This is a genomic window from Mycobacterium yunnanensis, assembly GCF_025823185.1.
Lineage (GTDB): Bacteria > Actinomycetota > Actinomycetes > Mycobacteriales > Mycobacteriaceae > Mycobacterium > Mycobacterium yunnanensis.
In genome coordinates this window covers 308,466-331,013 of the sequence record NZ_JACKVK010000011.1, presented here as the reverse complement: position 1 = coordinate 331,013, position 22,548 = coordinate 308,466, and the positions used below count along the sequence as shown (strand labels likewise).

The following is a 22,548-nucleotide window of genomic DNA, read 5'->3' as shown; positions in this document are numbered from 1 at the left end:
CAAACTCATTGTTTGCGTTGGCATTTCGTGTCACCGCAGTTGCGGGCACGGACGGTCGGCGGGTATGGTCGTGGCAACGAAGGGGAGTAGCCCCCAACTCGGCAGTCGACATGCTGGCAGCGCGTGCGCCGCCCGGCCGCCGAGACCGGAACGTCATCCGGTGGGCGAGACCTTCGGCCGCTGTGACCATTGGGTCGTCGGCCGGAGGCGCGTACTACGAACCCCCGCGACGCCCACCGACCAAGGAGTGATGGGTGCTCGCCGCACTGCTACTCAGTTTCGCCGTGATCTTCGTCGCCGAGATGGGCGACAAGTCCCAACTCATGGCCATGATGTTCGCCCTGCGCTACCGCTGGTGGGTCGTGCTCGCCGCGATCACCGCGGCCACCACGATCGTCCACATCTTGTCGGTGGCCATCGGTCACTACCTCGGCGCCGCACTGCCGACCCACCTCCTCGGCGTCATCGCCGGGGTGATGTTCGTCTTCTTCGCGGCGTGGACCCTGCGCGGAGACAAGCTGACCGACGCCGACACCAGTCGCGCCCACAAGGCCGCTGCGCCGGCGTTCTTCGTCGTCACGTCGGCCTTCCTGCTCGCCGAGCTCGGCGACAAGACCATGATCGCCACGATCACGCTGGCCGCCGACCACGACTGGATCGGCGTGTGGATCGGGTCGACCCTTGGCATGGTGGCCGCCGACGGTCTGGCCATCGTGGTCGGCGCGGTTGCGGGCAAGCACCTGCCCGAACGGTTGATCCAGATCGTCGCCTCCGCGCTGTTCCTGCTCTTCGGCGCCTACATGCTGCTGGAGAACCTCGCACCGACCCTGTCGGGCCCGCTGCTCATCGCGGCGTCGCTGGCCGCCGTCGGCGTCGTCGCGGCGATCCTGTGGTCGCTGCCGCAGCGGTGGCGACCGCCGATCCTGCGCACTCCCGCCCGGGGACTGGACGACGACGCCGACGTGGCGTCGGCCGCCGGGCGCCCCTAGAACTCGATGCGCGACCCCATGACCACCGTGCGGTCATGGGGGAGATGGAAGAAGTCCGCCGCGTCGGCCGTGAGGTAGGACGTCGCGACGAACAACCGCTTGCGCCACGGGGACATCGTGGGCTCGGGGCTCGGGTCGAGTTCCAGCTTCGACAGGAAGTACGACGCCTCGTCGACGTCGATCCTTCCCTCGGTCTCCGCGGCGGTCAGCAGACGGAGCGCGGCCGGCACGTCCGACGACTCCATGTAGCCGAATCTCGCTGTCACGTGCACGATTCCGTCCTGCATGTGCCCGAGTGAGTCGACCTCGGTGCGTTGGTCGTCGGGGATGCGCGGCACGGGTTCGGTCTCGATGGTCATGATGACGACGTGCTCGTGGCGCACGTGACTGTGCTCGACGTTGGCCCGCATCGCCAGCGGCGCGGTCTCCTTGCCGCGGTTGAGGAACACCGCGGTGCCTGGCACCCGCGACAAGGGCGGATCGTAGGTCGACAGCCCCTCGATGAACTCCGGCAGCGGGCCCTCGGCGCGTTCCCTGGCCGCCGTCACCAGCTTGCGTCCCCGTTCCCAGGTCATCATCACCGTCCACGCCGCCACCGCGATCAGGAGCGGCAGCCAGGCGCCGTGCACCAGCTTCGTCAGGTTCGCGGCCAGGAAGAGCGCGTCGACGCCCAACAGTGCGCCCCCGCCGATGACGACCATCCACAACGGCGTACCCCACCGCGTACGGGCGAGGTAGAAGAACAACAGGGTGACGATGGTGATGGTCCCGATCACCGCCATGCCGTAGGCGTAGGCAAGTTTCGCCGAGCTCTCGAAGGCGAACACCAGGATCAGCACCGACACCATCAGCATCCAGTTGATGGCGGGCACGTAGACCTGCCCGTAGGCCGACGCCGAGGTGTGGACGACCCGCAGCCGCGGCAGGAGGCCGAGCTTGGCGGCCTGGGCCGCCACCGAGAACGCACCGGTGATGACGGCTTGCGAGGCGATGATGGTGGCCGCCGTGGCGAGCAGCACCATCGGAAGTCGCGCCCACTCGGGTATCAAGAGGAAGAACGGTGCGCTGATGTTGCGTTGGTCGCCGATGACGAGCGCGCCCTGGCCGAAGTAGTTGCACACCAACGCAGGCAGCACGATGAACAGCCAGGCCAACGTGATGGGCCGCCGGCCGAAGTGGCCCATGTCGGCGTAGAGGGCCTCGGCGCCGGTCACGGCGAGTACCACCGCCGCCAGTGCGAAGAACGCAATGTGGAAGTGGCCGAACATGAATGACAGCGCATAGGTGGGTGACAGCGCCCGCAAGATCTCCGGATGTTGGACGATGCCGCCGATGCCGAAGGCGCCGATCGCGAGGAACCACAGCACCATCACCGGCCCGAACAACCGACCGACCTTGGCCGTCCCGTGACGCTGCACCGTGAAGAGGATGACGATGATCACCGCGGTGATCGGCACGATCCAATCCTCGAGGCTGGAGGTCACGGTCTTCACCCCCTCGACCGCCGACAGCACCGAGATCGCCGGGGTGATCATGCTGTCGCCGAAGAACAGCGACGCGCCGAACAAGCCAAGGGCCGCGAGCATCGCCGCCGTGCGGCGGCCGCGTGAGGCCGCCCCGTGCTTCAGCATCGTGATGAGCGCCATGATGCCGCCCTCGCCGTCGTTGTCGGCGCGCATCACCAGGGTGATGTAGGTCAGCGTGACGATGATCATCACCGACCAGAAGATGAGGGACACGATGCCGTACACGTTGTCCACGCTGACCGGTACGGGGTGGGGGTCGGCGGGGTCGAACAACGTCTGCAAGGTGTAGATCGGGCTGGTGCCGATGTCGCCGAACACCACCCCGAGTGCGCCGAGCACCAGTGCGGCACGAAACGGCGGGGTGTGGTTGGTCCCGGCTGACCGCGACGGCGCCGTCGTGACTTCGGAGTTGGTCTGCACGCGGTGTCCCTTGCTTCAGGCCGGCAAACTCCGATCGTAAACCGCCCCGCTGGGGTCCTTGCCCTTACACGGCCGATGCCGCGCCGACGGCCCCGGCCGGCACGGACAGCCCGAGGTGGTCCCGAAGCGTCGTGCCCTCGTAGTCCGAGCGGAAGGTGCCGCGTTCCTGCAATAGCGGCACCACCTGGTCGACGAACGGGTCGAGGCCGCCCGGGGTGACATGCGGCACCAGGATGAAGCCGTCGCTGGCGTCGGCCTGGACGAGATGGTCGATCCGCTCGGCGACCGTCTGTGCCGATCCGACGAAGTTCTGCCGTCCGGTGACCTCCACGATGAGCTCGCGCGACGACAGACCCTCGGCCTCGGCCCGCGCCCGCCACTCGCGTGCGGTGGCGACGGGATCGCGGTACATCCGCACGCTGGCCCGGCCGCGGGCGATGGTGTTCTCCCCGACCACCGGATCCACCGAGGGCAACGGCCCGTCCGGGTCGTGATCGGAGAGATCGCGGTTCCAGAGCTGCTCGAGGAACTTGATGGCCGTCTGCGGCGACACCTGCGCCAGCCGCACGTCGTGCGCGATGTCGGCGGCCTCGGCGTCGGTGTCGCCCAGTACGAACGTCGCCGCGGGCAGGATCAGCAATTGGTCATCTCGGCGGCCGTACTTGGCGAGCCGGCCCTTCACGTCGGCGTAGAACGCCTGTCCGTCCTCCAGGGTGCCGTGCCGGGAGAAGATCGCGTCGGCCCCCGCGGCGGCGAATTCGCGACCGTGGTCGGAGTCGCCGGCCTGAAAGATGACCGGTCGGCCCTGCGGACTGCGAGGCACGTTGAAGCGGCCGCCGATGTCGAAGTGGGCGTCGGAATGAGTGAACGATCCGGCCGCCGCGTCGGCGAGGTATACCCCGCCGACCTTGTCGGCGACGATCTCGTCCCCCCGCCAGGAGTCGAAGAGGACGTGCGCGGCGGCGAGGAAGCTCTCCGCGCGCTGGTATCGCTGATCTTCGGCCAGGTAGCCGCCGCGCCGAAAGTTCTCTCCGGTGAACGCATCCCATGACGTCACGACGTTCCACGCCGCGCGGCCGTCGGAGAGGTGGTCGAGCGAGGCGAATTGCCGTGCGACTTCGTAGGGTTCGTTGAACGTCGAGTTGATGGTGCCCGTCAGGCCGAGTCGTTCGGTGACCGCGGCCAGCGCGGCCAACACGGTGAACGTGTCGGGCCGGCCGACGACGTCGAGGTCGTAGATCTCCCCGCCCTGCTCGCGCAGGCGCAGCCCCTCGGCCAGGAACATGAAGTCGAACTTGCCGCGCTCGGCCGTCTCGGCGAAGTGGACGAACGACTCGAAGTCGATGTGGCTGCCGGAGGCGGGGTCACTCCACACCGTGGTGTTGTTGACACCCGGGAAGTGCGCGGCGAGGTGAATCTGCTTCAAGGGCTTGGACATCGAGATTCCTAGGAGGTCGCGGCGGTCGAGTACCGGTTGGCGGGACGGGACAGTCCAAGTGAGTCACGCAGGCTGGCGTTCGCATACGAGGCCCGGAATGCCCCCCGCGCGCGCAGTTCGGAAACCAACCCGTCGGTGATCTGCAGCAGGTCGTGTGGCAGGGCGGCTGGGCGCAGCCGGAAACCGTCGGCCCCGGCGTCGTGCCACTGCTGGAGGAGGTCGGCCAAGTCGGCTGGTGTGCCCGTGAAGATCTCGGCGTCACTGCGCAAGGCGCTGCCTGCGACCTCGTCGAGCCGGTCGCGCCGCGATCGCGCCGCGGCGGCCGTGTCGTCGAGGAACACCACGAGATCGGCGAAGACCCGCACCGGCGGACCACCCGCCCGGTGCCCGGCGATCTCCTCGACGATTGCCGTGGTCTCCCGGGCGTCGTGGGGGGTGACGAATCCGACGTCGGCGCCCGCGGCGATGAGCCGGTAGGCCGCGTCGACGTGGCCAAGGGCGGCGACGACGGGCTGGCCCTGCGGCGGTCTTGGGGTGATCGACGGACCCTTGACCGAGAACCAGCGTCCCTCGAAGTCGACGTAGTGCAACTTGTCGCGGTCGACGAACCGTCCCGTGGCGACGTCGCGGATCTCGGCGTCGTCCTCCCAGCTGTCCCACAGTCGACGAATGACCTCGACGTAATCGGTTGCCTCGCTCATGAGTTCGGCTCCGCCGTCCTGAGGTATCACCCGACGGCCGAAGTGCTTGGCCACCGCCGGGCTCGCCGACACCTGAATGCGCACGCCGGCCCGACCCGAGCTCACGTAGTCCAGGGTCGCGATCGCCTTGGACGCGTGGAACGGTTCGGTGTGGGTGGCTATCACCGTCGGCACCAACCCGATGTGTCGGGTGCGCGGAGCCACCCGCGCGGCGATGAGGGTGGCGTCCAGGCGGCCACGCACCCGATCGGTCCGGTCGTCAGGTCGCAGCGGATGCTCCGACTGCAGCGCCAACCCGTCCTCGATGGTGACGAAGTCCAGCAGACCGCGCTCGGCCTCGGCGACCAGATCGGTCCAGTACCCCGCCGTCAGCAGATCGGCCGGTCGGGCGTCCGGCTCGCGCCACGACGCGGGATGCCATCCCGTGCCGTCCAACGCGACGGCCAGATGAAGCGGATCGGAACTACCTGGCACGGGTGTTCTCCCTTTCGGTCACGGTCACCAGCACAACGCGCTCGCGCGTGCCCGGCATTCCGGTGCGGCGCCTCGACGGCCCCGGCGCCGGCGGTCGCCTCGGTGACGCGCCGGCACGTCTGCGCAGCTCACCCACCCATCTTCGACGCCGACCCACCTCGGCTGCAGAGATCGACGCACGGTGATGCCAAGTCGGGAGCCCCGGATCATAGGCCGCCGAGGTCGTCGGGCACGTCGACGGCGTGCTCGCGCAGCACCTCCAGCGGCACCACGTCGAGGGTGCGCTCGTGGGTCGCGGCCAGCACCACCGGGGTGCCCACCCCGTCGCGATGTGCGCGAAGCCAATTCAGCGCGGTGACGCACCACCGGTCACCTGGCACCAAGCCGGGAAACCGGTACTGCGGCACCGGTGTGGTCAGGTCGTTGCCGATCGACCGTTGATGCTCGAGGAACTCGGTGGTCACCACCGCGCAGATGGTGTGCAGCCCCACGTCCTCCGGACCCGTCGAACAGCAACCGTCGCGCTGAAACCCGGTCAGCGGGTCGGTGCCGCACGGGTCGAGCAGGCCGCCGAGGACGTTGCGATCGGGCATGGCGCCAGTATCGCGCACCCGGCGCCGTCACACGCTGGTGGAGACGGCGTCGGCGAGGAGCCTCGGGTCGTGGGCCGAGACGACGAGCAGATTCGGGTCGCGGTGGGCGTAAAGTTCGGCCAGCCGGGAGTGGTTGTCGCGTACCGCCTTTCGGTCGAACGCGACGAGCATCTCGGACCACTTGAGCCCCCACGGCACCGTGGAGCGGCCGTCGAGGGTGCCCTCGTAGTAGAACGCGTCGCCGCAGTGCAGCACCCAGCGATGGCCCGCGTCGACCGCCACGCAGGCATGCCCGCGGGTGTGACCGGGCAATGAGACCAGCACGATGCCCGGAGCGATGACGTCCAGTTCCTTCGCCGCAGCGAAGCCGCGCCACTTCTCGCCGGTCGGCTCGTGTTCCACGAGGTGGGGTCCGTGGGCCCATTGCGACGGTCGAAAGCGGAGCTTCTCCATCCGCGTCGGCGGGTTCGTCGCGCCGAGTGCCTCCGCGGCGGTGACGTGGATGTGAGCATCCGGGAAGTCCGCGATGCCGCCCACGTGGTCGACGTCGAAGTGCGTGGCGACGACGTGGCGGACGTCCGAGCGAGCGAAGCCCAGCCCCTCGACCTGCTTGGCCGCCGTCTCGTGCACCTGGAACCGCGGCCGGATCACCCGTCGTGACGGGCCGATGCGGCGGGGGTCCGCGCAGTCGAGCAACCCGAAGCCGCTGTCGACCAGCACCAGCCCGGCGTCGGTCTCGAGCAACAGGACGTGGCAGACGGTCGGCGCACCGGGGGAGTCCATCGTGCCGCAGTTGAGGTGGTGCACCTTCATCGCCGAACCACCTCAGATCGCCCGCAGATAACGCTGGCTCACGATCCGCTGCAATGACGACGTCACCGGCCCGGCCAGCTTGCTCCACCACGTTCCGGGTCGCGAGAAGGCGCTTACCTCCGCGTGCACCGAATCGTCGGACGGGTCGTAGCGCACTGCGAACAGTTCCTCACCGCTCTCGGCGTGGCCGGGCAGCGTGCCGTAGGCAAAGCCCCTGCGGTCGGGCTCGTCGAGGACGTAGACCACCCGGCACGGCGCCCGCACGGGACCGAGACCGACGACGACCTCCGACCCGACGGCCGCCACCTCGGTCGTGGCGTCGACGCTCAGCCCGGCGCCGCGCTGCATGCCCCACCGCATCAGCTGCTCGACGGCGTCGGCGAACCTCGCCCGCCCATGCCCGATCACCGCCGAGGCGTGCAGGTGGTGATACCCGGGCGGCGGTGGGCCCGCGGTGGCGCCCACCTCGGCGTAGGTGAACGGCAGGCCGGCCAGGTCGCTGGACTTCACCGGCCCACCATGCCATCAGCGGAGGTACCGTCGAACGGTGACCACCCAACCCGTCGCCAGTGCCTCCGGAACGTTCGCCATCGGTGGGGATCTCACCGTCAACCGGCTGGGCTTCGGCACCATGCGGCTGACCGGCAACGGCATCTGGGGACCGCCCGACGACCGTGCCGAGGCCGTCCGCGTCCTGCGCCGCGCCGTCGAACTCGGCATCGACTTCTTCGACACCGCCAACAGCTACGGCCCGTACGTGGCCGAGGAACTGATCCGCGAGGCGCTGCACCCGTATCGCGACGGTCTCGTCGTCGCCACCAAGGCCGGGCTGCTGCGGACCGGTGAGAACCAGTGGACGCCACTCGGCTTCCCGGCATACCTGCGCCAAGAGGTCGAGATGAGCCTGCGCCGGCTCGGCACCGACCGCATCGACCTCTTCCAGCTGCACCGCATCGATTCGAAGTTCCCCGCCGAGGACCAGGTCGGCGAACTGGCCGCGCTGCAGAAGGAAGGCAAGATCCGCCACATCGGGCTCTCGGAGATCACCGTCGAGCAGTTGACCGCGGCGCAAAAGGTCGCCTCCATCGCCTCGGTGCAGAACCGCTACAACATGGCCGAGCGCACCGCAGACCCGTTGCTGCAGGCCTGCGAAGACCAGGGCATCGCCTTCATCCCGTGGGCGCCGCTGGGCTCGGGGCCGCTCGTCGCCGACGGCGGCCCGCTGCAACGCATCGCCTCCAAGCACCGCGTGAAACCCTCCCAGCTGGCCGTCGCCTGGCTGCTCAAGCGGTCACCGGTCATGGTGCCGATCCCGGGCACCTCACGTGTCAACCACCTCGAGGAGAACGTCTCGGCGGCCGAGGTCACCCTCACCGACGAGGAGTTCGCGGCGCTCGACGACACCGACCAGTAGCAACCGGGTGGGCCGCGGCGAATGCCGAGGCAATACGGTTGTCGGGTGGCGCCCCATCCCGACACCGCTGGATCCGGCGGCGGCTTCAACCCGCCGGTGCCCACCACCAGCGGCGGGCCCGATTACGGACGCTTCGTCGAAGCCGTCCGCACGCTGCAGGATCTGACTCGCAGCGCGAATGCGCCCGATGACGTCGTGACGCGGGCCGCCGACCTGATCGAGGACGTCAACGCCCTGCTGACGCCGTACGACGCCGACGAGTGGCGGTCGCCGTCGGGGCGCCGGATGGATCTGCCGAACCGGGGCAACATCATGCAGGTGCCGGTGGACCTGCGGACGGTCGACGGCCGCGTCGTGGGCACGGCCCGCTTCCGCCGCTTCCACCTGGGCCGCAACGGTGCGGTGCACGGTGGTGCGCTGGCGTTGCTGTTCGACTCGCTGCTGGGGTACACCGCGTTCAAGCTCAGCGAGAGCCCGCGGCAGCGCACGGCCTTCCTGCACGTCGACTACCGCAGAATCGTGCCGGTGGAGAAGGAGTTACGAGTGGACGCGGGTATCGACCGGATCGACGGGCGAAAGATCTTCCTCTCCGGCCGCCTCCTGGACGGCGACACCGTGGTGTGCGAGGCCGAGGCGTTGTTCCTCACCTTGCTGCCGGGGCAGCCATGAGCAGGCTCGCCGACGCCAAGCGCCGCTGGGGGCGGTGGCGCGACGGTCTGCGCGAACGACCCACCTACGACCTCACCTACCGCATCGTGGTCGGGGTGGTCGGGCTGGCGGTGCTGGGTCTTGGCATCCTGGCGATTCCCTACCCGGGGCCGGGATGGGCCATCGTCTTCCTCGGATTGGGCATCCTGGCGACCGAATTCGAATGGGCGCATCGGTTGTTGCGATTCACCAAGGAGCGCTACGACCGCGTCATGGAGTGGTTCTCGGCCCAGGGCCTGTGGGTCAAGGTGCTCGGCGTCGTGCTCACCTCGGCCGTGGTGGTCGCCACCCTCTGGTTGTTCGGCGCGCTCAGCTTCGTCGCCGGTCTGTTCGGTCTCGAATGGCCGTGGTTGAAGAGTCCCCTCGGCCTGGGGTCTTGAGCGTTCGCCCCCGCACCCACCCCGATACCATGGTCGCGTCCAACGCACCCGTCACCTCTCCAGGAGAACCCACCGATGACCGCCGTCGCCAGCATTGCCCCAGCAGCCCCGATCCGGGTCGCTGCCGGGACCACGGCAGGCTCGGCGGTTCGTGACGCCGGGCTGCCCAGTCGAGGAGCCACCGACGCGATCGTCGTCGTACGTGACGCTGAAGGACGCCTGCGGGACCTGTCGTGGATTCCCGACGCCGACGCCGAGGTCACCCCCGTGGCCGCCGACACCGAGGACGGGCGCAGCGTCATCCGTCACTCCGCGGCCCACGTCCTGGCCCAAGCGGTCCAGGGGTTGTTCCCGGAGGCCAAACTGGGCATCGGCCCCCCGATCACCGACGGCTTCTACTACGACTTCGAGGTGCCCCGCGCCTTCACCCCCGAGGATCTCGCGGCTCTCGAGAAGCGCATGCAGAAGATCGTCAAGGACGGTCAGCTCTTCGACCGCCGGGTGTACTCCTCCAATGACGAGGCACGTGAGGATCTCGCCGACGAGCCCTACAAGCTGGAACTGATCGACGACAAGTCCGGCGACCCCGACGTGATGGAGGTGGGCGGCACCGAGCTGACCGCCTATGACAACCTCAATCCCCGCACCAGGGAACGCATCTGGGGCGACCTGTGCCGCGGTCCGCACATTCCGACCACCAAGTACATTCCGGCGTTCAAGTTGACCCGTAGCTCGGCGGCGTACTGGCGGGGCAACCAGGCCAACGCCAGCCTGCAGCGCATCTACGGCACCGCCTGGGAGAGCCAAGAGGCCTTGGACCGCCACCTCGAACTGATCGAGGAGGCCCAGCGCCGCGACCACCGCAAGCTGGGCGTCGAACTGGACCTGTTCAGCTTCCCCGACGAGCTGGGCTCCGGGCTGCCGGTGTTCCACCCCAAGGGCGGCATCATTCGCCGCGAGCTCGAGGACTACTCCCGGCGCAAGCACGAGCAGGCCGGCTACGAGTTCGTCAACACCCCGCACATCACCAAGGAACACCTCTACATCACCTCGGGGCATCTCGAGTGGTACGCCGACGGCATGTTCCCCCCGATGCACGTCGACGAGGAGCTCAACGACGACGGCACCGTGCGCAAACCCGGCCAGAACTACTACCTCAAGCCGATGAACTGCCCGATGCACCACCTGATCTACCGGGCGCGCGGGCGGTCCTACCGTGAACTTCCGCTGCGGCTCTTCGAATTCGGCTCGGTGTACCGCTACGAGAAGTCCGGCGTGGTGCACGGGCTGACCCGGGTGCGCGGCATGACCCAGGACGACGCGCACATCTACACCACGCGCGAGCAGATGCGCGGCGAGCTGACCTCGCTGCTGACCTTCGTGCTGGAACTGCTCGCCGACTACGGCCTCGACGACTACTACCTGGAACTCTCGACCAAGGATCCCGACAAGTACGTCGGCTCCGACGAGGACTGGGAGGAGGCCACCACCACGCTGCGCGAGGTTGCCGAGGCCTCGGGTCTGGATCTGGTGCCCGACCCGGGCGGTGCGGCGTTCTACGGTCCGAAGATCTCCGTGCAGGTCAAGGACGCCCTGGGTCGCACGTGGCAGATGTCGACGATTCAGCTGGACTTCAACATGCCCGAGCGCTTCGAGCTGGAGTACACCGGTCCCGACGGCAGCCGGCAGCGGCCGGTGCTGATCCATCGCGCCCTGTTCGGGTCGATCGAGCGGTTCTTCGGCGTGCTGACCGAGCACTACGCCGGCGCATTCCCCGTCTGGTTGGCGCCGGTGCAGGCGGTCGGTATCCCCGTCGCCGACGCGCACGTGCCCTACCTCGAAGACGTTGCCGCGCAACTGAAGTCGCGTGGCGTCCGAGTCGAGGTCGACGCCAGCGACGACCGGATGGCGAAGAAGATCGTCAACCAGACCAATCAGAAGGTGCCCTTCATGCTGCTCGCCGGCGACCGCGACGTCGAGGCCGGCGCGGTGAGCTTCCGGTTCGGTGACCGCACCCAGGTCAACGGCGTCCCGCGCGACGTCGCCGTCGAGGCCATCGTGGACTGGATCGCCCGACGCGAGAATGCCGCTCCCACCGCAGAATTGGTCACGGTGTGACGGTGGACCCGGAGAACACGATCGTCGACCGTGGCATCGGGGAGCCCGACCACCTGCAACGGCTGTGGACCCCGCACCGGATGAACTACATCGCCGAGGCGAAGGTGCAGGGCGGGTCGGGATCGGCCGGCTCGTCGGAGCCGTTCACCGACATCCCGGGGATGACCGACGAGGACGGCCTGGTGGTCGCCCGGGGCGAACTCGTCTACGCGGTGTTGAACCTCTACCCCTACAACCCCGGCCACCTGATGGTGGTGCCCTACCGCCGGGTCTCCGAACTGGAGGACCTCACCGACGCCGAGAGCGCCGAATTGATGGCCTTCACCCAGAAGGCCATTCGCGTGATGAAGGCCGTCTCCCGGCCGCACGGCTTCAACGTCGGCCTCAACCTTGGCCACTCGGCGGGCGGCAGCCTCGCCGAACACCTGCACATGCACGTCGTGCCGCGCTGGGGCGGCGACGCCAACTTCATCACCGTCATCGGAAGTTCCAAGGTCATTCCGCAGTTGCTCCGCGACACCCGCCAGTTGCTGGCAGACGAGTGGGCGGCTCAGTCGTGAGCGACTTCTACCTGCTGACCAGGGCGGCGTACGCGAAGCTGAGCCGCCCGGTGGCCAAGGCCTCGCTGCGCATGGGGCTGACGCCCGACGGCATCACCGTCATCGGGACGGCGGGGACCGTCGTCTCCGCGCTGGCGCTGTTTCCCATCGGACAGCTGTGGTGGGGCGCCTTCGCGGTGTTCGTCTTCGTCCTTGCCGACATGCTCGACGGCGCGATGGCGCGCGAACGGGGGTTCAGCACGCCGTTCGGCGGTGTCCTGGACGCGACGTGTGACCGCGTCGCCGACGGCGCGATCTTCTGTGGTCTGTTGTGGTGGGCCACCTTTGGGATTCACAGTGCGTCGTTGACCGTGGCGACGATGATCTCGCTGGTCACCTCTCAGGTGATCTCCTATGTCAAGGCCAGGGCCGAGGCCAACGGCCTCAAGGGCGACGGCGGCTTCATCGAACGCCCCGAGCGGCTCATCATCGTGCTGGCCGGCGCCGGGCTGTCCGGGGTGTCGTTCTTGCACGTGCCGTGGTTGCTGCCCGTCTCCATGTGGGCCCTGGCCGTCGCCAGTCTGGTCACCCTGGGTCAGCGGCTGCACTCCGTGCGCGTGTCGCCCGGTGCGTCCGAGCCCGTCCCGACGAGCCCGCCGCCCAACGGCACGGCCGAGGAGGCGAGCGAGCCGTGAGCACCCCGTCGGCGGGGCTGCCGAGAGTGCGCGGGTTTCGGGTACCGCTCGGGGGCCGATTGTCCGACGTCGGTTACGCCACCGGATGGCGGCTGGTGCGGGCACTGCCGGAGTTCGCCGCGCGCAACGCCTTCGACGCCGGTGCGCTGTACGCCGCACGCGGTGGCGGCCCCGATCAGCTGCGCAAGAACCTCGCCAGGGTGCTCGGCGTCGCGCCCGCCGACGTGCCGGGCGATCTGATCCGGGCGTCCCTGTCGTCTTACGCGCGGTACTGGCGCGAGGCGTTCCGGCTGCCGTCGATGGATCACCGGGTGCTGGCCAGGGAACTCGACGCCGCGACCACCGGTGGCGAGCACGTCGCGGCGGCGCTCGAGGCCGGCCGCGGCGCCGTACTGGCGCTGCCGCACAGTGGCAACTGGGACCTCGCCGGGGTGTGGCTGACCAACACCTACGGTCGGTTCACCACCGTCGCCGAACGCCTCAAGCCCGAGTCACTGTACAAGCGCTTCCTCGACTACCGCGAGAGCCTCGGCTTCGAAGTCCTGCCGCTGACCGGCGGTTCACGCCCGCCGTTCGACGTCCTCGCCGAGCGCCTGCGCGGCAACGGGCTGGTGTGTCTGATGTCCGACCGCGACCTGACCAAGGCCGGAGTGCTCGTCGACCTCTTCGGAGAGCCGACGATGCTGCCCGCCGGGCCAGCCAAGCTGGCCATGGCGACCGGTGCCGCGCTGCTGCCGGTGCACTCCTTCTACGACGGAGACGTCGCCGCCACCCAGATCGGCGCCCCGCTGGACACGTCCTCCGGGGACGTCGAGGCCGTCACGCAGGCGCTGGCCGACCACTTCGGCGCCAACATCGCCGCCCACCCCGCCGACTGGCACATGCTGCAGCCGCAGTGGATCGCCGACCTGTCGCAGGAGCGTCGCGCGCGGCTGACCGGGACCACCTGATGCGCATCGGGATGGTGTGCCCGTACTCCTTCGACGTGCCGGGTGGCGTTCAGGCTCACGTGCTGCAACTCGCCGAGGTGATGCGGGGTTACGGACACCACGTGAGCGTTCTGGCGCCGTCCTCCCCGGAAGCCGACCTGCCGGACTACGTCGTCTCCGGCGGCAAGGCCATTCCCATCCCGTACAACGGCTCCGTCGCGCGGCTGCGGTTCGGCCCCGCCACCCACCGGAAGGTGAAGCGGTGGCTCGTCGACGGTGACTTCGACGTGCTGCACATCCACGAGCCCAACGCGCCGAGCCTGTCGATGCTGGCGCTGATGATCGCCGAGGGGCCGATCGTCGCGACGTTTCACACCTCGACCACGAAGTCGTTGACGCTCAGCGTGTTTCAGGGAATTCTGCGGCCCTGGCACGAGAAGATCGTCGGCCGCATCGCGGTGTCCGACCTCGCCAGGCGCTGGCAGATGGAGGCGCTCGGCTCCGACGCGGTCGAGATTCCCAACGGCGTCGACGTCGAGTCCTTCGCATCGGCCCCGCTGCTGGACGGCTACCCCCGGCCCGGGCGGTCGGTGTTGTTCCTCGGTCGCTTCGACGAACCGCGCAAGGGCATGGCCGTCCTGCTCGCCGCCCTGCCCGCCCTGGTCGAGTCGTTCCCCGACGTGGAGATCCTCGTCGTCGGGCGTGGTGACGAGGAGGAACTGGCCGACGACGCCGGCGCGCTCGCCGGGCACCTGCGTTTCCTGGGGTTGGTCGACGACGAGGGCAAGGCCTCGGCGATGCGCAGCGCCGACGTGTACTGCGCGCCCAACACCGGCGGTGAAAGTTTCGGCATCGTGCTCGTCGAGGCGATGGCGGCAGGCACCGCCGTCGTCGCCAGTGACCTCGACGCGTTCCGGCGCGTGCTCTGCGACGGCGCCGCGGGTCGTCTGGTGCCCGTCGAGGACCCGGCGGCACTGGTCGCGGCGCTGATCGAGGTGCTTGGCGACGACGCCGCACGACGGCGGTACGTCGAGACCGCCACCGAGGCCGTGCGCCGCTACGACTGGTCGGTGGTGGCGCAGGAGATCCTGCGGGTCTACGAGACGGTCTCGGGGGCCGGGGTCAAGGTCCGCGTCGAGGGGACCACCGGCAACGGCGGCAGGGGCAGCCGCGCCACCAAGGCGCGGGCCGGCGAACTCGACGCCGCAGGAGACATGGCGTGATCACCTGGCTCGTCGTCGTCGCGCTCGTCCTGATCGCGGCGCTGCTGCTGATCGGCGGCATCTGGGCGTTTCAGACCGCTCACCGACTCGACCGCCTCCACGTGCGCTACGACCTGTCCTGGCAGGCGCTCGACGGCATCCTGGCCCGCCGCGCCGTCGTCGCTCGTGCCGTGGCGACCGACGCCTACGGCAACTCAGCAGCCGGGCGACGGCTGGCGGGGCTGGCCGACGCCGCCGAGCGGGCGCCGCGGCACGCCAGGGAAGCCGCCGAGAACGAGCTGTCCAATGCGCTGGCCGCGGTCGACCCGACGTCGCTGCCCGTGGCCCTGGTCGCGGAGATGGCCGACGCCGAGGCCCGCGTGCTGCTGGGGCGACGTTTCCACAACGACGCCGTGCGCGACACGCTCGCGCTGCGCGAGCGGCCGCTGGTGCGGTGGCTGCGCCTTGGCGGAACCGCGCCCATGCCAAGCTATTTCGAGATCGCCGAACGCGCCGCCCAACGCTCCTTCTCCCAGCAGGTCTACAAGCGCACCTCGGCACGGATCGTGTTGCTCGACGAACTGGGTTACGTCCTGTTGTTCTGTGGTTCGGATCCGGCCGCCGAGTCGGCGCCGCGATGGTGGTTCACGGTGGGCGGGGCGGTGGAACCCGGTGAGGAGCTCGCCGACGCTGCCGTGCGCGAACTCGCCGAGGAGACCGGCCTTCGAGTCAGCAAGGCCGATCTGATCGGACCGGTGTGGCAGCGTGACGCGGTCTTCGACTTCAACGGGTCGGTGATCCGCAGCGAGGAGATGTTCTTCGTCTACCGCACGCAGAGGTTCGAACCGTCGACGACGGGGTTCACCCCCCTGGAGACGCGCACCATCCACGGACACCGCTGGTGTGACGAGGCCACGATCGCGGAGTTGGTCGAGGGGGGAGAAACCGTGTATCCGTTGCAGCTCGCGGAGTTGCTACCCGAGGCGACCGCGATGGCCGCGGCAGGGTCCACCGGTCCGGCGCGGCAGCTGCAATCGATCAGATGATCGCCGAAGCCATGTGCGGATCGAACGGATTTGGCCCGGCCCCTAGACTGTTTCAGTACTGATGTGGAGGAGATTGACGTGGATTCCCTCGATACGCCCGTGACCGGCACCGCCCGGGTCAAGCGCGGCATGGCCGAGATGCTCAAGGGCGGCGTGATCATGGACGTGGTGACGCCGGAGCAGGCGCGCATCGCCGAAGGCGCCGGCGCCGTCGCGGTCATGGCCCTCGAGCGGGTGCCTGCCGACATTCGCGCCCAGGGCGGGGTGTCGCGGATGAGCGACCCCGACATGATCGAAGGCATCATCGAGGCGGTGACCATTCCGGTCATGGCCAAGGCCCGCATCGGCCACTTCGTCGAGGCCCAGATCCTGCAGAGTCTCGGCGTGGACTACGTCGACGAGTCCGAGGTCCTGACGCCTGCCGACTACGCCAACCACATCGACAAGTGGAAGTTCACCGTGCCGTTCGTGTGCGGGGCGACCAACCTCGGCGAGGCCCTGCGGCGCATCAGCGAGGGTGCGGCGATGATTCGCTCCAAGGGTGAGGCGGGCACCGGCGACGTGTCCAACGCGACCACCCACATGCGCAAGATCGGCGGCGAGATCCGCCGGTTGACGTCGTTGTCCGAAGACGAGTTGTTCGTCGCGGCAAAGGAATTGCAGGCCCCCTACGACCTCGTCGTCGAGGTGGCGCGGGCCGGCAAGCTGCCGGTGACGCTGTTCACCGCCGGTGGCATCGCCACGCCTGCGGATGCGGCGATGATGATGCAGCTCGGCGCCGAGGGCGTGTTCGTCGGATCGGGCATCTTCAAGTCGGGCAACCCCGAGGAGCGCGGTGCGGCGATCGTGAAGGCCACCACCTTCTACGACGACCCGGACGTGCTGGCCAAGGTGTCGCGCGGGCTTGGCGAGGCCATGGTCGGCATCAACGTGGAGGACATCGCGCAGCCGCACCGGCTCGCCGAGCGCGGCTGGTAAACCCGCCCGTGGCGATCGAAGAGATCCTCGACCTGGAACAGATCGAGGTCAACATCTACCGCGGCGGCGTGTTCAGCCCCGAGTCCGGTTTCCTGCAGCGCACCTTCGGTGGCCACGTCGCAGGGCAGTCCCTGGTGTCGGCGGTCCGCACCGTCGACCCGAAGTACCAGGTGCATTCGCTGCACGGGTACTTCCTGCGGGGCGGGGACGCACGGTCGCCCACGGTCTACAGCGTCGAACGCGTTCGCGACGGCGGCTCGTTCTGCACGCGCCGGGTCTCGGCGATCCAGCACGGTGAGACGATCTTCTCGATGTCGGCGTCGTTTCAGACCGACCAGAGCGGCATCGAGCACCAGGACGTCATGCCGACGGCGCCGCCGCCGGACGACATCCCCGACTTCAAGTCGGCGAGCAAGGTGTTCGACGACGCCAGCTTCCGGCAATTCGACGAGTGGGACGTCCGGATCGTGCCGCGGGACCAGATGACGCTGCTACCGGGCAAGGCGTCCCAGCAGCAGGTGTGGTTCCGGCACCGCGACCCGATGTCCGACGACCCGGTGCTGCACATCTGCGCCCTGGCCTACCTGAGCGACCTGACCCTGCTCGGCTCCGCGCAGGTCAACCACGTCGAGGCGCGCAAGCACCTGATGGTGGCCTCACTCGACCACGCGATGTGGTTCATGCGGCCCTTCCGCGCCGACGAATGGCTGCTGTACGACCAGTCCTCGCCGTCGGCCTGCGGCGGCCGCTCCCTGACCGAGGGCAAGCTGTACAACCGGTACGGCGAGATGGTCGCCTCGGTGATGCAGGAGGGGCTGACCCGCTACGTCCGCGACGTCACCCCGTCCGGCCAGTGACGGTCCGCGTCGGTGTGCTCGCGTTGCAGGGCGACACCAGAGAGCACCTGGCCGCGTTGACCGAGGCCGGCGCCGAGGCCGTCACGGTGCGCCGCCGTCACGAGTTGGACTCCGTCGACGCCCTGGTCATCCCCGGTGGGGAATCGACCGCGATGAGCAAGCTGCTGCGCGAATTCGAGCTGCTCGAACCGCTGCGGGCCCGGCTGGCCGACGGCATGCCCGCCTACGGCTCGTGTGCCGGAATGATTCTGCTGGCCAGCGAGATCGCCGACGCCGGGGTGCCCGGGCGCGAGGCGTTGCCGTTGGCGGGTATCGACATGACGGTGCGGCGCAACGCCTTTGGCAGGCAGGTCGACTCCTTCGAGGAGGACGTCGCATTCGACGGCCTCGACGGTTCGGTGCACGCGGTGTTCATCAGGGCGCCGTGGGTCGAGCGGGTCGGTCCCAAGGTAGAGGTGCTGGCGCGGGCCGGCGGGCATCCCGTCGCGGTGCGTCAGGGCCGCACGTTGGCCACGGCGTTCCATCCCGAGATGACCGGCGACCGTCGCGTGCACCGGCTGTTCGTCGACTCCCTGTAGCGATCCGTGCACCCGCACCCGCGCTGACCGCGGGTGCGGGTGCACGAATCGCCAGGACGTAGACTCGACCAACAGGGCTAGAGAGTGAACGAAAGCGAGTAGTACCTGCATGAGCGGCCATTCCAAGTGGGCCACCACCAAGCACCAGAAGGCTGTCAAGGATGCGCGCCGCGGCAAGGAGTTTGCCCGGCTGATCAAGAACATCGAAGTGGCGGCTCGGACCGGTGGCGGTGACCCGGCGGGCAACCCGACGTTGTACGACGCCATCCAGAAGGCGAAGAAGACCTCGGTCCCCAACGACAACATCGAGCGGGCCCGCAAGCGCGGCGGCGGCGAAGAGGCGGGCGGCGCCGACTGGCAGCCGATCACCTACGAGGGCTACGGGCCCAACGGCGTCGCGGTGCTCATCGAGTGCCTCACCGACAACAAGAACCGCGCCGCCAGCGAGGTGCGCATCGCGATGACCCGCAACGGCGGCAACATGGCCGACCCGGGCTCGGTCTCCTACCTGTTCACCCGCAAGGGCGTGGTGACGCTGGAGAAGAACGGCTTGACCGAGGACGACGTCCTGACCGCGGTCCTCGAGGCCGGTGCCGAGGACGTCGTCGACCGCGGCGACAGCTTCGAGATCGTGTCCGAGCCGACCGACCTGGTGGCCGTCCGCACGGCCTTGCAGGACGCGGGCATCGAGTACGACTCTGCCGACGCCAGCTTCCAGCCGTCGGTGTCGGTGCCCGTCGACGTCGAGGGTGCCCGCAAGGTGTTCAAGCTCGTCGACGCCCTCGAGGACAGCGACGACGTGCAGGACGTGTGGACCAACGTCGAGATCTCCGACGAGGTTGCCGCCCAGCTCGACGAGGACTGACCGCTAGGGCGTCAGAACCGCTAAGGAGTCAGAACCGCTAGGGCGTCAGAACTGCGACGGCCTCGGCGACGGTGGCGTCACCGGAGATCAGCTCGAACGTCACGTCACCGGTGGCGGGGGCGTCCAGCAGCGCCAGCAGCATGCCCGCGACGTCGGCCCGGGGGATGGTGCCGCGGCCGGTGGACTCCGCGACGCGCACGCGGCCGGTGGCGGGGTCGTCGGTGAGGCCGCCGGGCCGCACGATGGTGGTGTTGAGGGCCGACCGTTCGCGGACGGCGGCGTCGGCTGCCGACTTCGCGGCCAGATACGCGGTGAACACCTCGTCGTCGCCGGAGGCGGGTTCGTCGGCGCCCATCGCCGAGATCATCAGGTAGCGGTCGACCCCGGCGCGCTCCGCGGCGTCGGCCAGCAGGATCGCGGCGTCGCGGTCGACCGTCGTCTTGCGTTCGATCCCGCTGCCGGGACCGGCGCCCGCGGCGAAGACCACCGCGTCTGCGCCGCGCAGGTGGGCCGCCACCTCGTCGGCCGTGGCGTTCTCCAGGTCGACGACGACGGGTTCGGCGCCCACGGCCTCCAGGTCGCCCGCGTGCTCGGGGTTGCGGATCAGCCCGACCGCCGAGTCGCCGCGCTCGGTGAGCAGCTTCTCCAGGATCAGGGCGATCTTGCCGTGTCCGCCGGCGATGACGACGCGCATCAGTGGTTCTCCTTCGTTGCGAATACCTGGGAATCATCGGCAAAAGCCTTGAACTCCAACGCATTTCCCGACGGGTCGAATATGAACATCGTCCACTGCTCGCCGGGAAGACCTTCGAAGCGCAGATACGGTTCGATGACGAACTCCACGTCGTGGGCCCTCAGTCGGTCGGCGAGACGGTGGAACTCGTCGACGGTGAGCAGCAGCCCGAAGTGGGGGACCGGCACGTCGTGACCGTCGACGGGATTGTGCGCCCGGGTCGGTCCACCGGGAGCCAGGTGGGTGACGAACTGGTGGCCGTGCAGGTTCCAGTCGACCCACGACTCCGCGCTGCGGCCCTGTTGCAATTCGAGCACCGTGCCATAGAAGTGGCGGGCCGCGTCGAGGTCGTCGACGGGCACGGCCAGGTGGAAGCGGGGGAGTCGGGCGCCGGGTTCGGTCACCCCTCCAAGCTATCCCGAAGCCAGGAACGCGCCGATGGCACGGGCGGTCTGCTCGGGTTGGTCGAGCATGATCAGCACGTGGGCGTCGTCGACGTAGCGCAGCGTGGCGCCGGTCAGGTCGGCCAGCCGGTGGGCGTGTGCATCCGGCATCACCGGGTTGCGACTCCACAGCACCAGGACCTCGCCACCGAAGCCGGCCAGGCTCTCGGTGGCGCGCACCAGGTCACGGGCGTCGAACCGGGTTCTGGCGTAGCGGATCAAATCGCGACGCAGCGCCGGATCGTGCCTGGCGTGGTCGAACCAGTGCTCGACGATCGACTGGGGGATCGGCTTCTTGGCCATCATGCCGAACAGGAGGTAGCGCCGACGGAGCCAACCGACGGCCAGGATTCGCATGGCCAGGGACACGGTGAGCGGACTGAGCGTGATCAGCCGGGTGGCCTTGCCGGGCAGGCCGGGGGGAAAGTTCTCGAACGCCTCCGAGGGGCAGATGATCAACCGTCGCACGCGGTGGTCGCGCCCGATGTCGGTGAGGAAGAGTGGCCCGCCCCAGTCGGTGACCACGAGCACCACGTCGACGACGTCGAGGGCGTCGAGGAAGTCGGCGAGCAGGGCCACCATGCCGGGCATCGTCAGGTCGGCGTCGGCGCGCATGGGTATCCGGTGCCCACCCATCGGCAGTACCGGCAGCACGTAGCGGTGGCCACTCGGAAGCAGCGGAAGCGCCAGATCCCACTGGGCATGGTTCATCAGGAGGCCGTGCAGCAACACGACCGGGGGGCCGGACGGGTCGCCCTCGTCGCGATATTCGATCGTGCCTGCGGGAACGTCGACGGACTTCATGGGCCGCACCTCCTTGGGCAAGGATCCATCATTCGCGCATGCGGTGGGGTCTACCGACCCGACCACTGCGGGCATGTCGCTGAGCCGTGCGCGCCATTGGAGCCGTTAAGGTGTCGAACAGCTGTTCGGACCTTCGGCAGCCTTCGTCGACGGGGAGTCGTGATGCGGGTGATGGGTGTCGACCCTGGGTTGACACGATGCGGCCTGTCGGTCATCGAGACCGGTCGCGGCCGGACCGTGATCGCGCTCGACGTCGACGTGGTCCGCACGCCGTCGGACCAGCCGCTGCACAAGAGACTCTTGACGATCAGCGACACCGTCGAGCACTGGCTCGACACGCACTGCCCCGACGTCCTCGCGATCGAGCGGGTGTTCGCCAACAACAACGCCAACACCGCGATGGGCACCGCGCAGGCCGGCGGTGTGATCGCGCTGGCCGCCGCCCGGCGGGACATCGACGTCCACTTCCACACACCCAGTGAGGTCAAGGCCGCCGTGACGGGCAACGGCCGTGCCGACAAGGCGCAGGTCACCGAGATGGTCACCAGAATCCTTGCGCTGCAATCGAAACCGACACCGGCCGACGCGGCCGACGCGCTGGCGCTGGCCATCTGTCACTGTTGGCGGGCCCCGATGATCGCCCGGATGGCCGAGGCCGAGGCGCTGGCGGCCGAACAGCGCCGCAAGTTCAAGGCCCGGCTGAGGGCGGCGACGTGATCGCCTCGGTTCGCGGCGAGGTCCTCGACATTGCGCTCGACCACGCCGTCATCGAGGCCGCCGGCGTCGGCTACAAGGTGCTGACCACCCCGACGACGCTCGCGACGTTGCGGCGCGGCACCGAGGCCAGGCTCGTCACGGCGATGATCGTGCGCGAGGACTCGATGACGCTCTACGGGTTCGCCGACGCCGAGTCGCGCGACGTGTTCACCGTCCTGCTGTCGGTCTCCGGCGTCGGACCCAAGATCGCGTTGGCGACGTTGGCCGTCTACGACGCCCAAACGCTGCGTCAGGCGCTGGCCGACGGTGACGTCGCCGCCCTGACCCGGGTGCCCGGCATCGGCAAGCGCGGCGCCGAACGCATGGTGCTCGAACTCAGGGACAAGATCGGGGCCGTCGCCGGCACCGCCGGGAGCGCCGCCGTCGGCGGGCACGCCATTCGCGGGCTGGTCGTCGAAGCCCTGGTCGGACTTGGCTTTCCGGTCAAGCAGGCCGAGGAGGCGACCGACAAGGTCCTCGCCGACGACTCCGAGGCGACGACCTCGAGTGCGCTGCGCGCCGCACTGTCGATGCTGGGGAAGAATTAGC

General features: G+C 68.9%; 25 protein-coding genes. 16 read left to right on the top strand and 9 right to left on the bottom strand.

Annotated features, from left to right (window positions below; genetic code table 11):
• Positions 1-254 precede the first annotated feature (254 nt).
• Positions 255-989, top strand: a complete 735-nt coding sequence (locus tag H7K45_RS21300; RefSeq protein ID WP_263997951.1) for a TMEM165/GDT1 family protein — start codon at positions 255-257, stop codon at positions 987-989.
• Here the strand turns inward: H7K45_RS21300 and H7K45_RS21295 are convergent.
• The 6 genes from H7K45_RS21295 to H7K45_RS21270 all read right to left on the bottom strand — a co-directional run bounded on the left by H7K45_RS21295 (position 986) and on the right by H7K45_RS21270 (position 7,464).
• Positions 986-2,935, bottom strand: coding sequence for a potassium transporter Kup (locus tag H7K45_RS21295; RefSeq protein ID WP_443677452.1), 1,950 nt, complete (start codon positions 2,933-2,935; stop codon positions 986-988). The two genes, H7K45_RS21300 and H7K45_RS21295, sit on opposite strands and share 4 nt — an antisense overlap.
• A gap of 64 nt (positions 2,936-2,999) precedes the next feature.
• A complete protein-coding gene (locus H7K45_RS21290) occupies positions 3,000-4,373 on the bottom strand; it encodes an NtaA/DmoA family FMN-dependent monooxygenase (RefSeq protein ID WP_263997950.1) in 1,374 nt (457 codons plus the stop codon).
• Positions 4,374-4,381: 8 nt separating this feature from the next.
• Positions 4,382-5,548, bottom strand: a complete 1,167-nt coding sequence (locus H7K45_RS21285; RefSeq protein WP_263997949.1) for an LLM class flavin-dependent oxidoreductase — start codon at positions 5,546-5,548, stop codon at positions 4,382-4,384.
• A 206-nt stretch (positions 5,549-5,754) separates the two neighbouring features.
• Entirely contained in the window at positions 5,755-6,141 is a 387-nt protein-coding gene (locus tag H7K45_RS21280; RefSeq protein WP_263997948.1) for a DUF2237 family protein, read from the bottom strand.
• Between the two features lie 27 nt (positions 6,142-6,168).
• On the bottom strand, positions 6,169-6,954 hold the full coding sequence (locus tag H7K45_RS21275; protein ID WP_263997947.1) for an MBL fold metallo-hydrolase: 786 nt from the start codon (positions 6,952-6,954) through the stop codon (positions 6,169-6,171).
• A gap of 12 nt (positions 6,955-6,966) precedes the next feature.
• Positions 6,967-7,464 (bottom strand): DUF1990 domain-containing protein, encoded by a 498-nt coding sequence (locus tag H7K45_RS21270; RefSeq protein ID WP_263997946.1) that lies wholly within the window; start codon positions 7,462-7,464, stop codon positions 6,967-6,969.
• Between the two features lie 37 nt (positions 7,465-7,501).
• Here H7K45_RS21270 and H7K45_RS21265 point away from each other — a divergent pair, with 37 nt between their 5' ends.
• From H7K45_RS21265 to H7K45_RS21205, 13 genes are all read left to right on the top strand, one after another.
• Positions 7,502-8,368, top strand: a complete 867-nt coding sequence (locus H7K45_RS21265; protein ID WP_263997945.1) for an aldo/keto reductase — start codon at positions 7,502-7,504, stop codon at positions 8,366-8,368.
• 21 nt (positions 8,369-8,389) lie between these two features.
• A complete protein-coding gene (locus tag H7K45_RS21260) occupies positions 8,390-9,037 on the top strand; it encodes a PaaI family thioesterase (protein WP_372512605.1) in 648 nt (215 codons plus the stop codon).
• Positions 9,034-9,456 carry a TIGR02611 family protein gene (locus H7K45_RS21255; RefSeq protein WP_263997943.1) on the top strand — a complete coding sequence of 141 codons (423 nt, stop codon included), beginning with the start codon at positions 9,034-9,036 and terminating at the stop codon, positions 9,454-9,456. Before H7K45_RS21260 ends, H7K45_RS21255 begins: the two co-directional genes overlap by 4 nt.
• Before the next feature lie 75 nt (positions 9,457-9,531).
• Positions 9,532-11,574: a threonine--tRNA ligase gene (gene thrS, locus H7K45_RS21250; RefSeq protein ID WP_263997942.1), complete on the top strand. Its 2,043-nt coding sequence runs from the start codon at positions 9,532-9,534 to the stop codon at positions 11,572-11,574.
• Positions 11,559-12,134 carry an ATP adenylyltransferase gene (locus H7K45_RS21245; protein WP_263998390.1) on the top strand — a complete coding sequence of 192 codons (576 nt, stop codon included), beginning with the start codon at positions 11,559-11,561 and terminating at the stop codon, positions 12,132-12,134. The genes thrS and H7K45_RS21245 overlap by 16 nt, the downstream gene beginning before the upstream one ends.
• Positions 12,131-12,808 carry a phosphatidylinositol phosphate synthase gene (gene pgsA / locus H7K45_RS21240; RefSeq protein WP_308206425.1) on the top strand — a complete coding sequence of 226 codons (678 nt, stop codon included), beginning with the start codon at positions 12,131-12,133 and terminating at the stop codon, positions 12,806-12,808. The genes H7K45_RS21245 and pgsA overlap by 4 nt, the downstream gene beginning before the upstream one ends.
• Positions 12,809-12,834: 26 nt before the next feature.
• Positions 12,835-13,758 (top strand): phosphatidylinositol mannoside acyltransferase, encoded by a 924-nt coding sequence (locus H7K45_RS21235; protein ID WP_263998388.1) that lies wholly within the window; start codon positions 12,835-12,837, stop codon positions 13,756-13,758.
• Complete coding sequence (locus tag H7K45_RS21230) at positions 13,758-14,960, top strand: glycosyltransferase family 4 protein (RefSeq protein WP_263997941.1); 1,203 nt, start codon at positions 13,758-13,760, stop codon at positions 14,958-14,960. Before H7K45_RS21235 ends, H7K45_RS21230 begins: the two co-directional genes overlap by 1 nt.
• Positions 14,960-15,985 carry an NUDIX hydrolase gene (locus H7K45_RS21225; protein ID WP_372512621.1) on the top strand — a complete coding sequence of 342 codons (1,026 nt, stop codon included), beginning with the start codon at positions 14,960-14,962 and terminating at the stop codon, positions 15,983-15,985. Before H7K45_RS21230 ends, H7K45_RS21225 begins: the two co-directional genes overlap by 1 nt.
• Positions 15,986-16,063: 78 nt before the next feature.
• Positions 16,064-16,963, top strand: a complete 900-nt coding sequence (pdxS, locus tag H7K45_RS21220) for a pyridoxal 5'-phosphate synthase lyase subunit PdxS (RefSeq protein ID WP_263997939.1) — start codon at positions 16,064-16,066, stop codon at positions 16,961-16,963.
• Between the two features lie 8 nt (positions 16,964-16,971).
• Complete coding sequence (tesB, locus tag H7K45_RS21215) at positions 16,972-17,820, top strand: acyl-CoA thioesterase II (protein WP_263997938.1); 849 nt, start codon at positions 16,972-16,974, stop codon at positions 17,818-17,820.
• The gene (gene pdxT, locus H7K45_RS21210; protein WP_263997937.1) at positions 17,817-18,398 is read left to right on the top strand and encodes a pyridoxal 5'-phosphate synthase glutaminase subunit PdxT; all 582 of its coding nucleotides are present in this window, start codon (positions 17,817-17,819) and stop codon (positions 18,396-18,398) included. Before tesB ends, pdxT begins: the two co-directional genes overlap by 4 nt.
• A gap of 109 nt (positions 18,399-18,507) precedes the next feature.
• Entirely contained in the window at positions 18,508-19,263 is a 756-nt protein-coding gene (locus tag H7K45_RS21205) for a YebC/PmpR family DNA-binding transcriptional regulator (protein WP_263997936.1), read from the top strand.
• 37 nt (positions 19,264-19,300) lie between these two features.
• Here H7K45_RS21205 and H7K45_RS21200 read toward each other — a convergent pair whose 3' ends face one another.
• The 3 genes from H7K45_RS21200 to H7K45_RS21190 are packed head-to-tail and all read right to left on the bottom strand — an operon-like array spanning position 19,301 to position 21,243.
• Entirely contained in the window at positions 19,301-19,957 is a 657-nt protein-coding gene (locus tag H7K45_RS21200) for an SDR family oxidoreductase (protein ID WP_263997935.1), read from the bottom strand.
• The gene (locus tag H7K45_RS21195; RefSeq protein ID WP_263997934.1) at positions 19,957-20,400 is read right to left on the bottom strand and encodes a VOC family protein; all 444 of its coding nucleotides are present in this window, start codon (positions 20,398-20,400) and stop codon (positions 19,957-19,959) included. Before H7K45_RS21195 ends, H7K45_RS21200 begins: the two co-directional genes overlap by 1 nt.
• A gap of 9 nt (positions 20,401-20,409) precedes the next feature.
• The gene (locus H7K45_RS21190; RefSeq protein ID WP_263997933.1) at positions 20,410-21,243 is read right to left on the bottom strand and encodes an alpha/beta fold hydrolase; all 834 of its coding nucleotides are present in this window, start codon (positions 21,241-21,243) and stop codon (positions 20,410-20,412) included.
• Between the two features lie 162 nt (positions 21,244-21,405).
• Between H7K45_RS21190 and ruvC the strand changes: the two genes are divergently transcribed.
• Together ruvC and ruvA are read left to right on the top strand one after the other, a co-directional pair.
• Complete coding sequence (ruvC, locus tag H7K45_RS21185; RefSeq protein ID WP_263997932.1) at positions 21,406-21,960, top strand: crossover junction endodeoxyribonuclease RuvC; 555 nt, start codon at positions 21,406-21,408, stop codon at positions 21,958-21,960.
• Positions 21,957-22,547 carry a Holliday junction branch migration protein RuvA gene (gene ruvA, locus H7K45_RS21180; RefSeq protein WP_263997931.1) on the top strand — a complete coding sequence of 197 codons (591 nt, stop codon included), beginning with the start codon at positions 21,957-21,959 and terminating at the stop codon, positions 22,545-22,547. The genes ruvC and ruvA overlap by 4 nt, the downstream gene beginning before the upstream one ends.
• The last annotated feature ends 1 nt before the right edge of the window (position 22,548 follow it).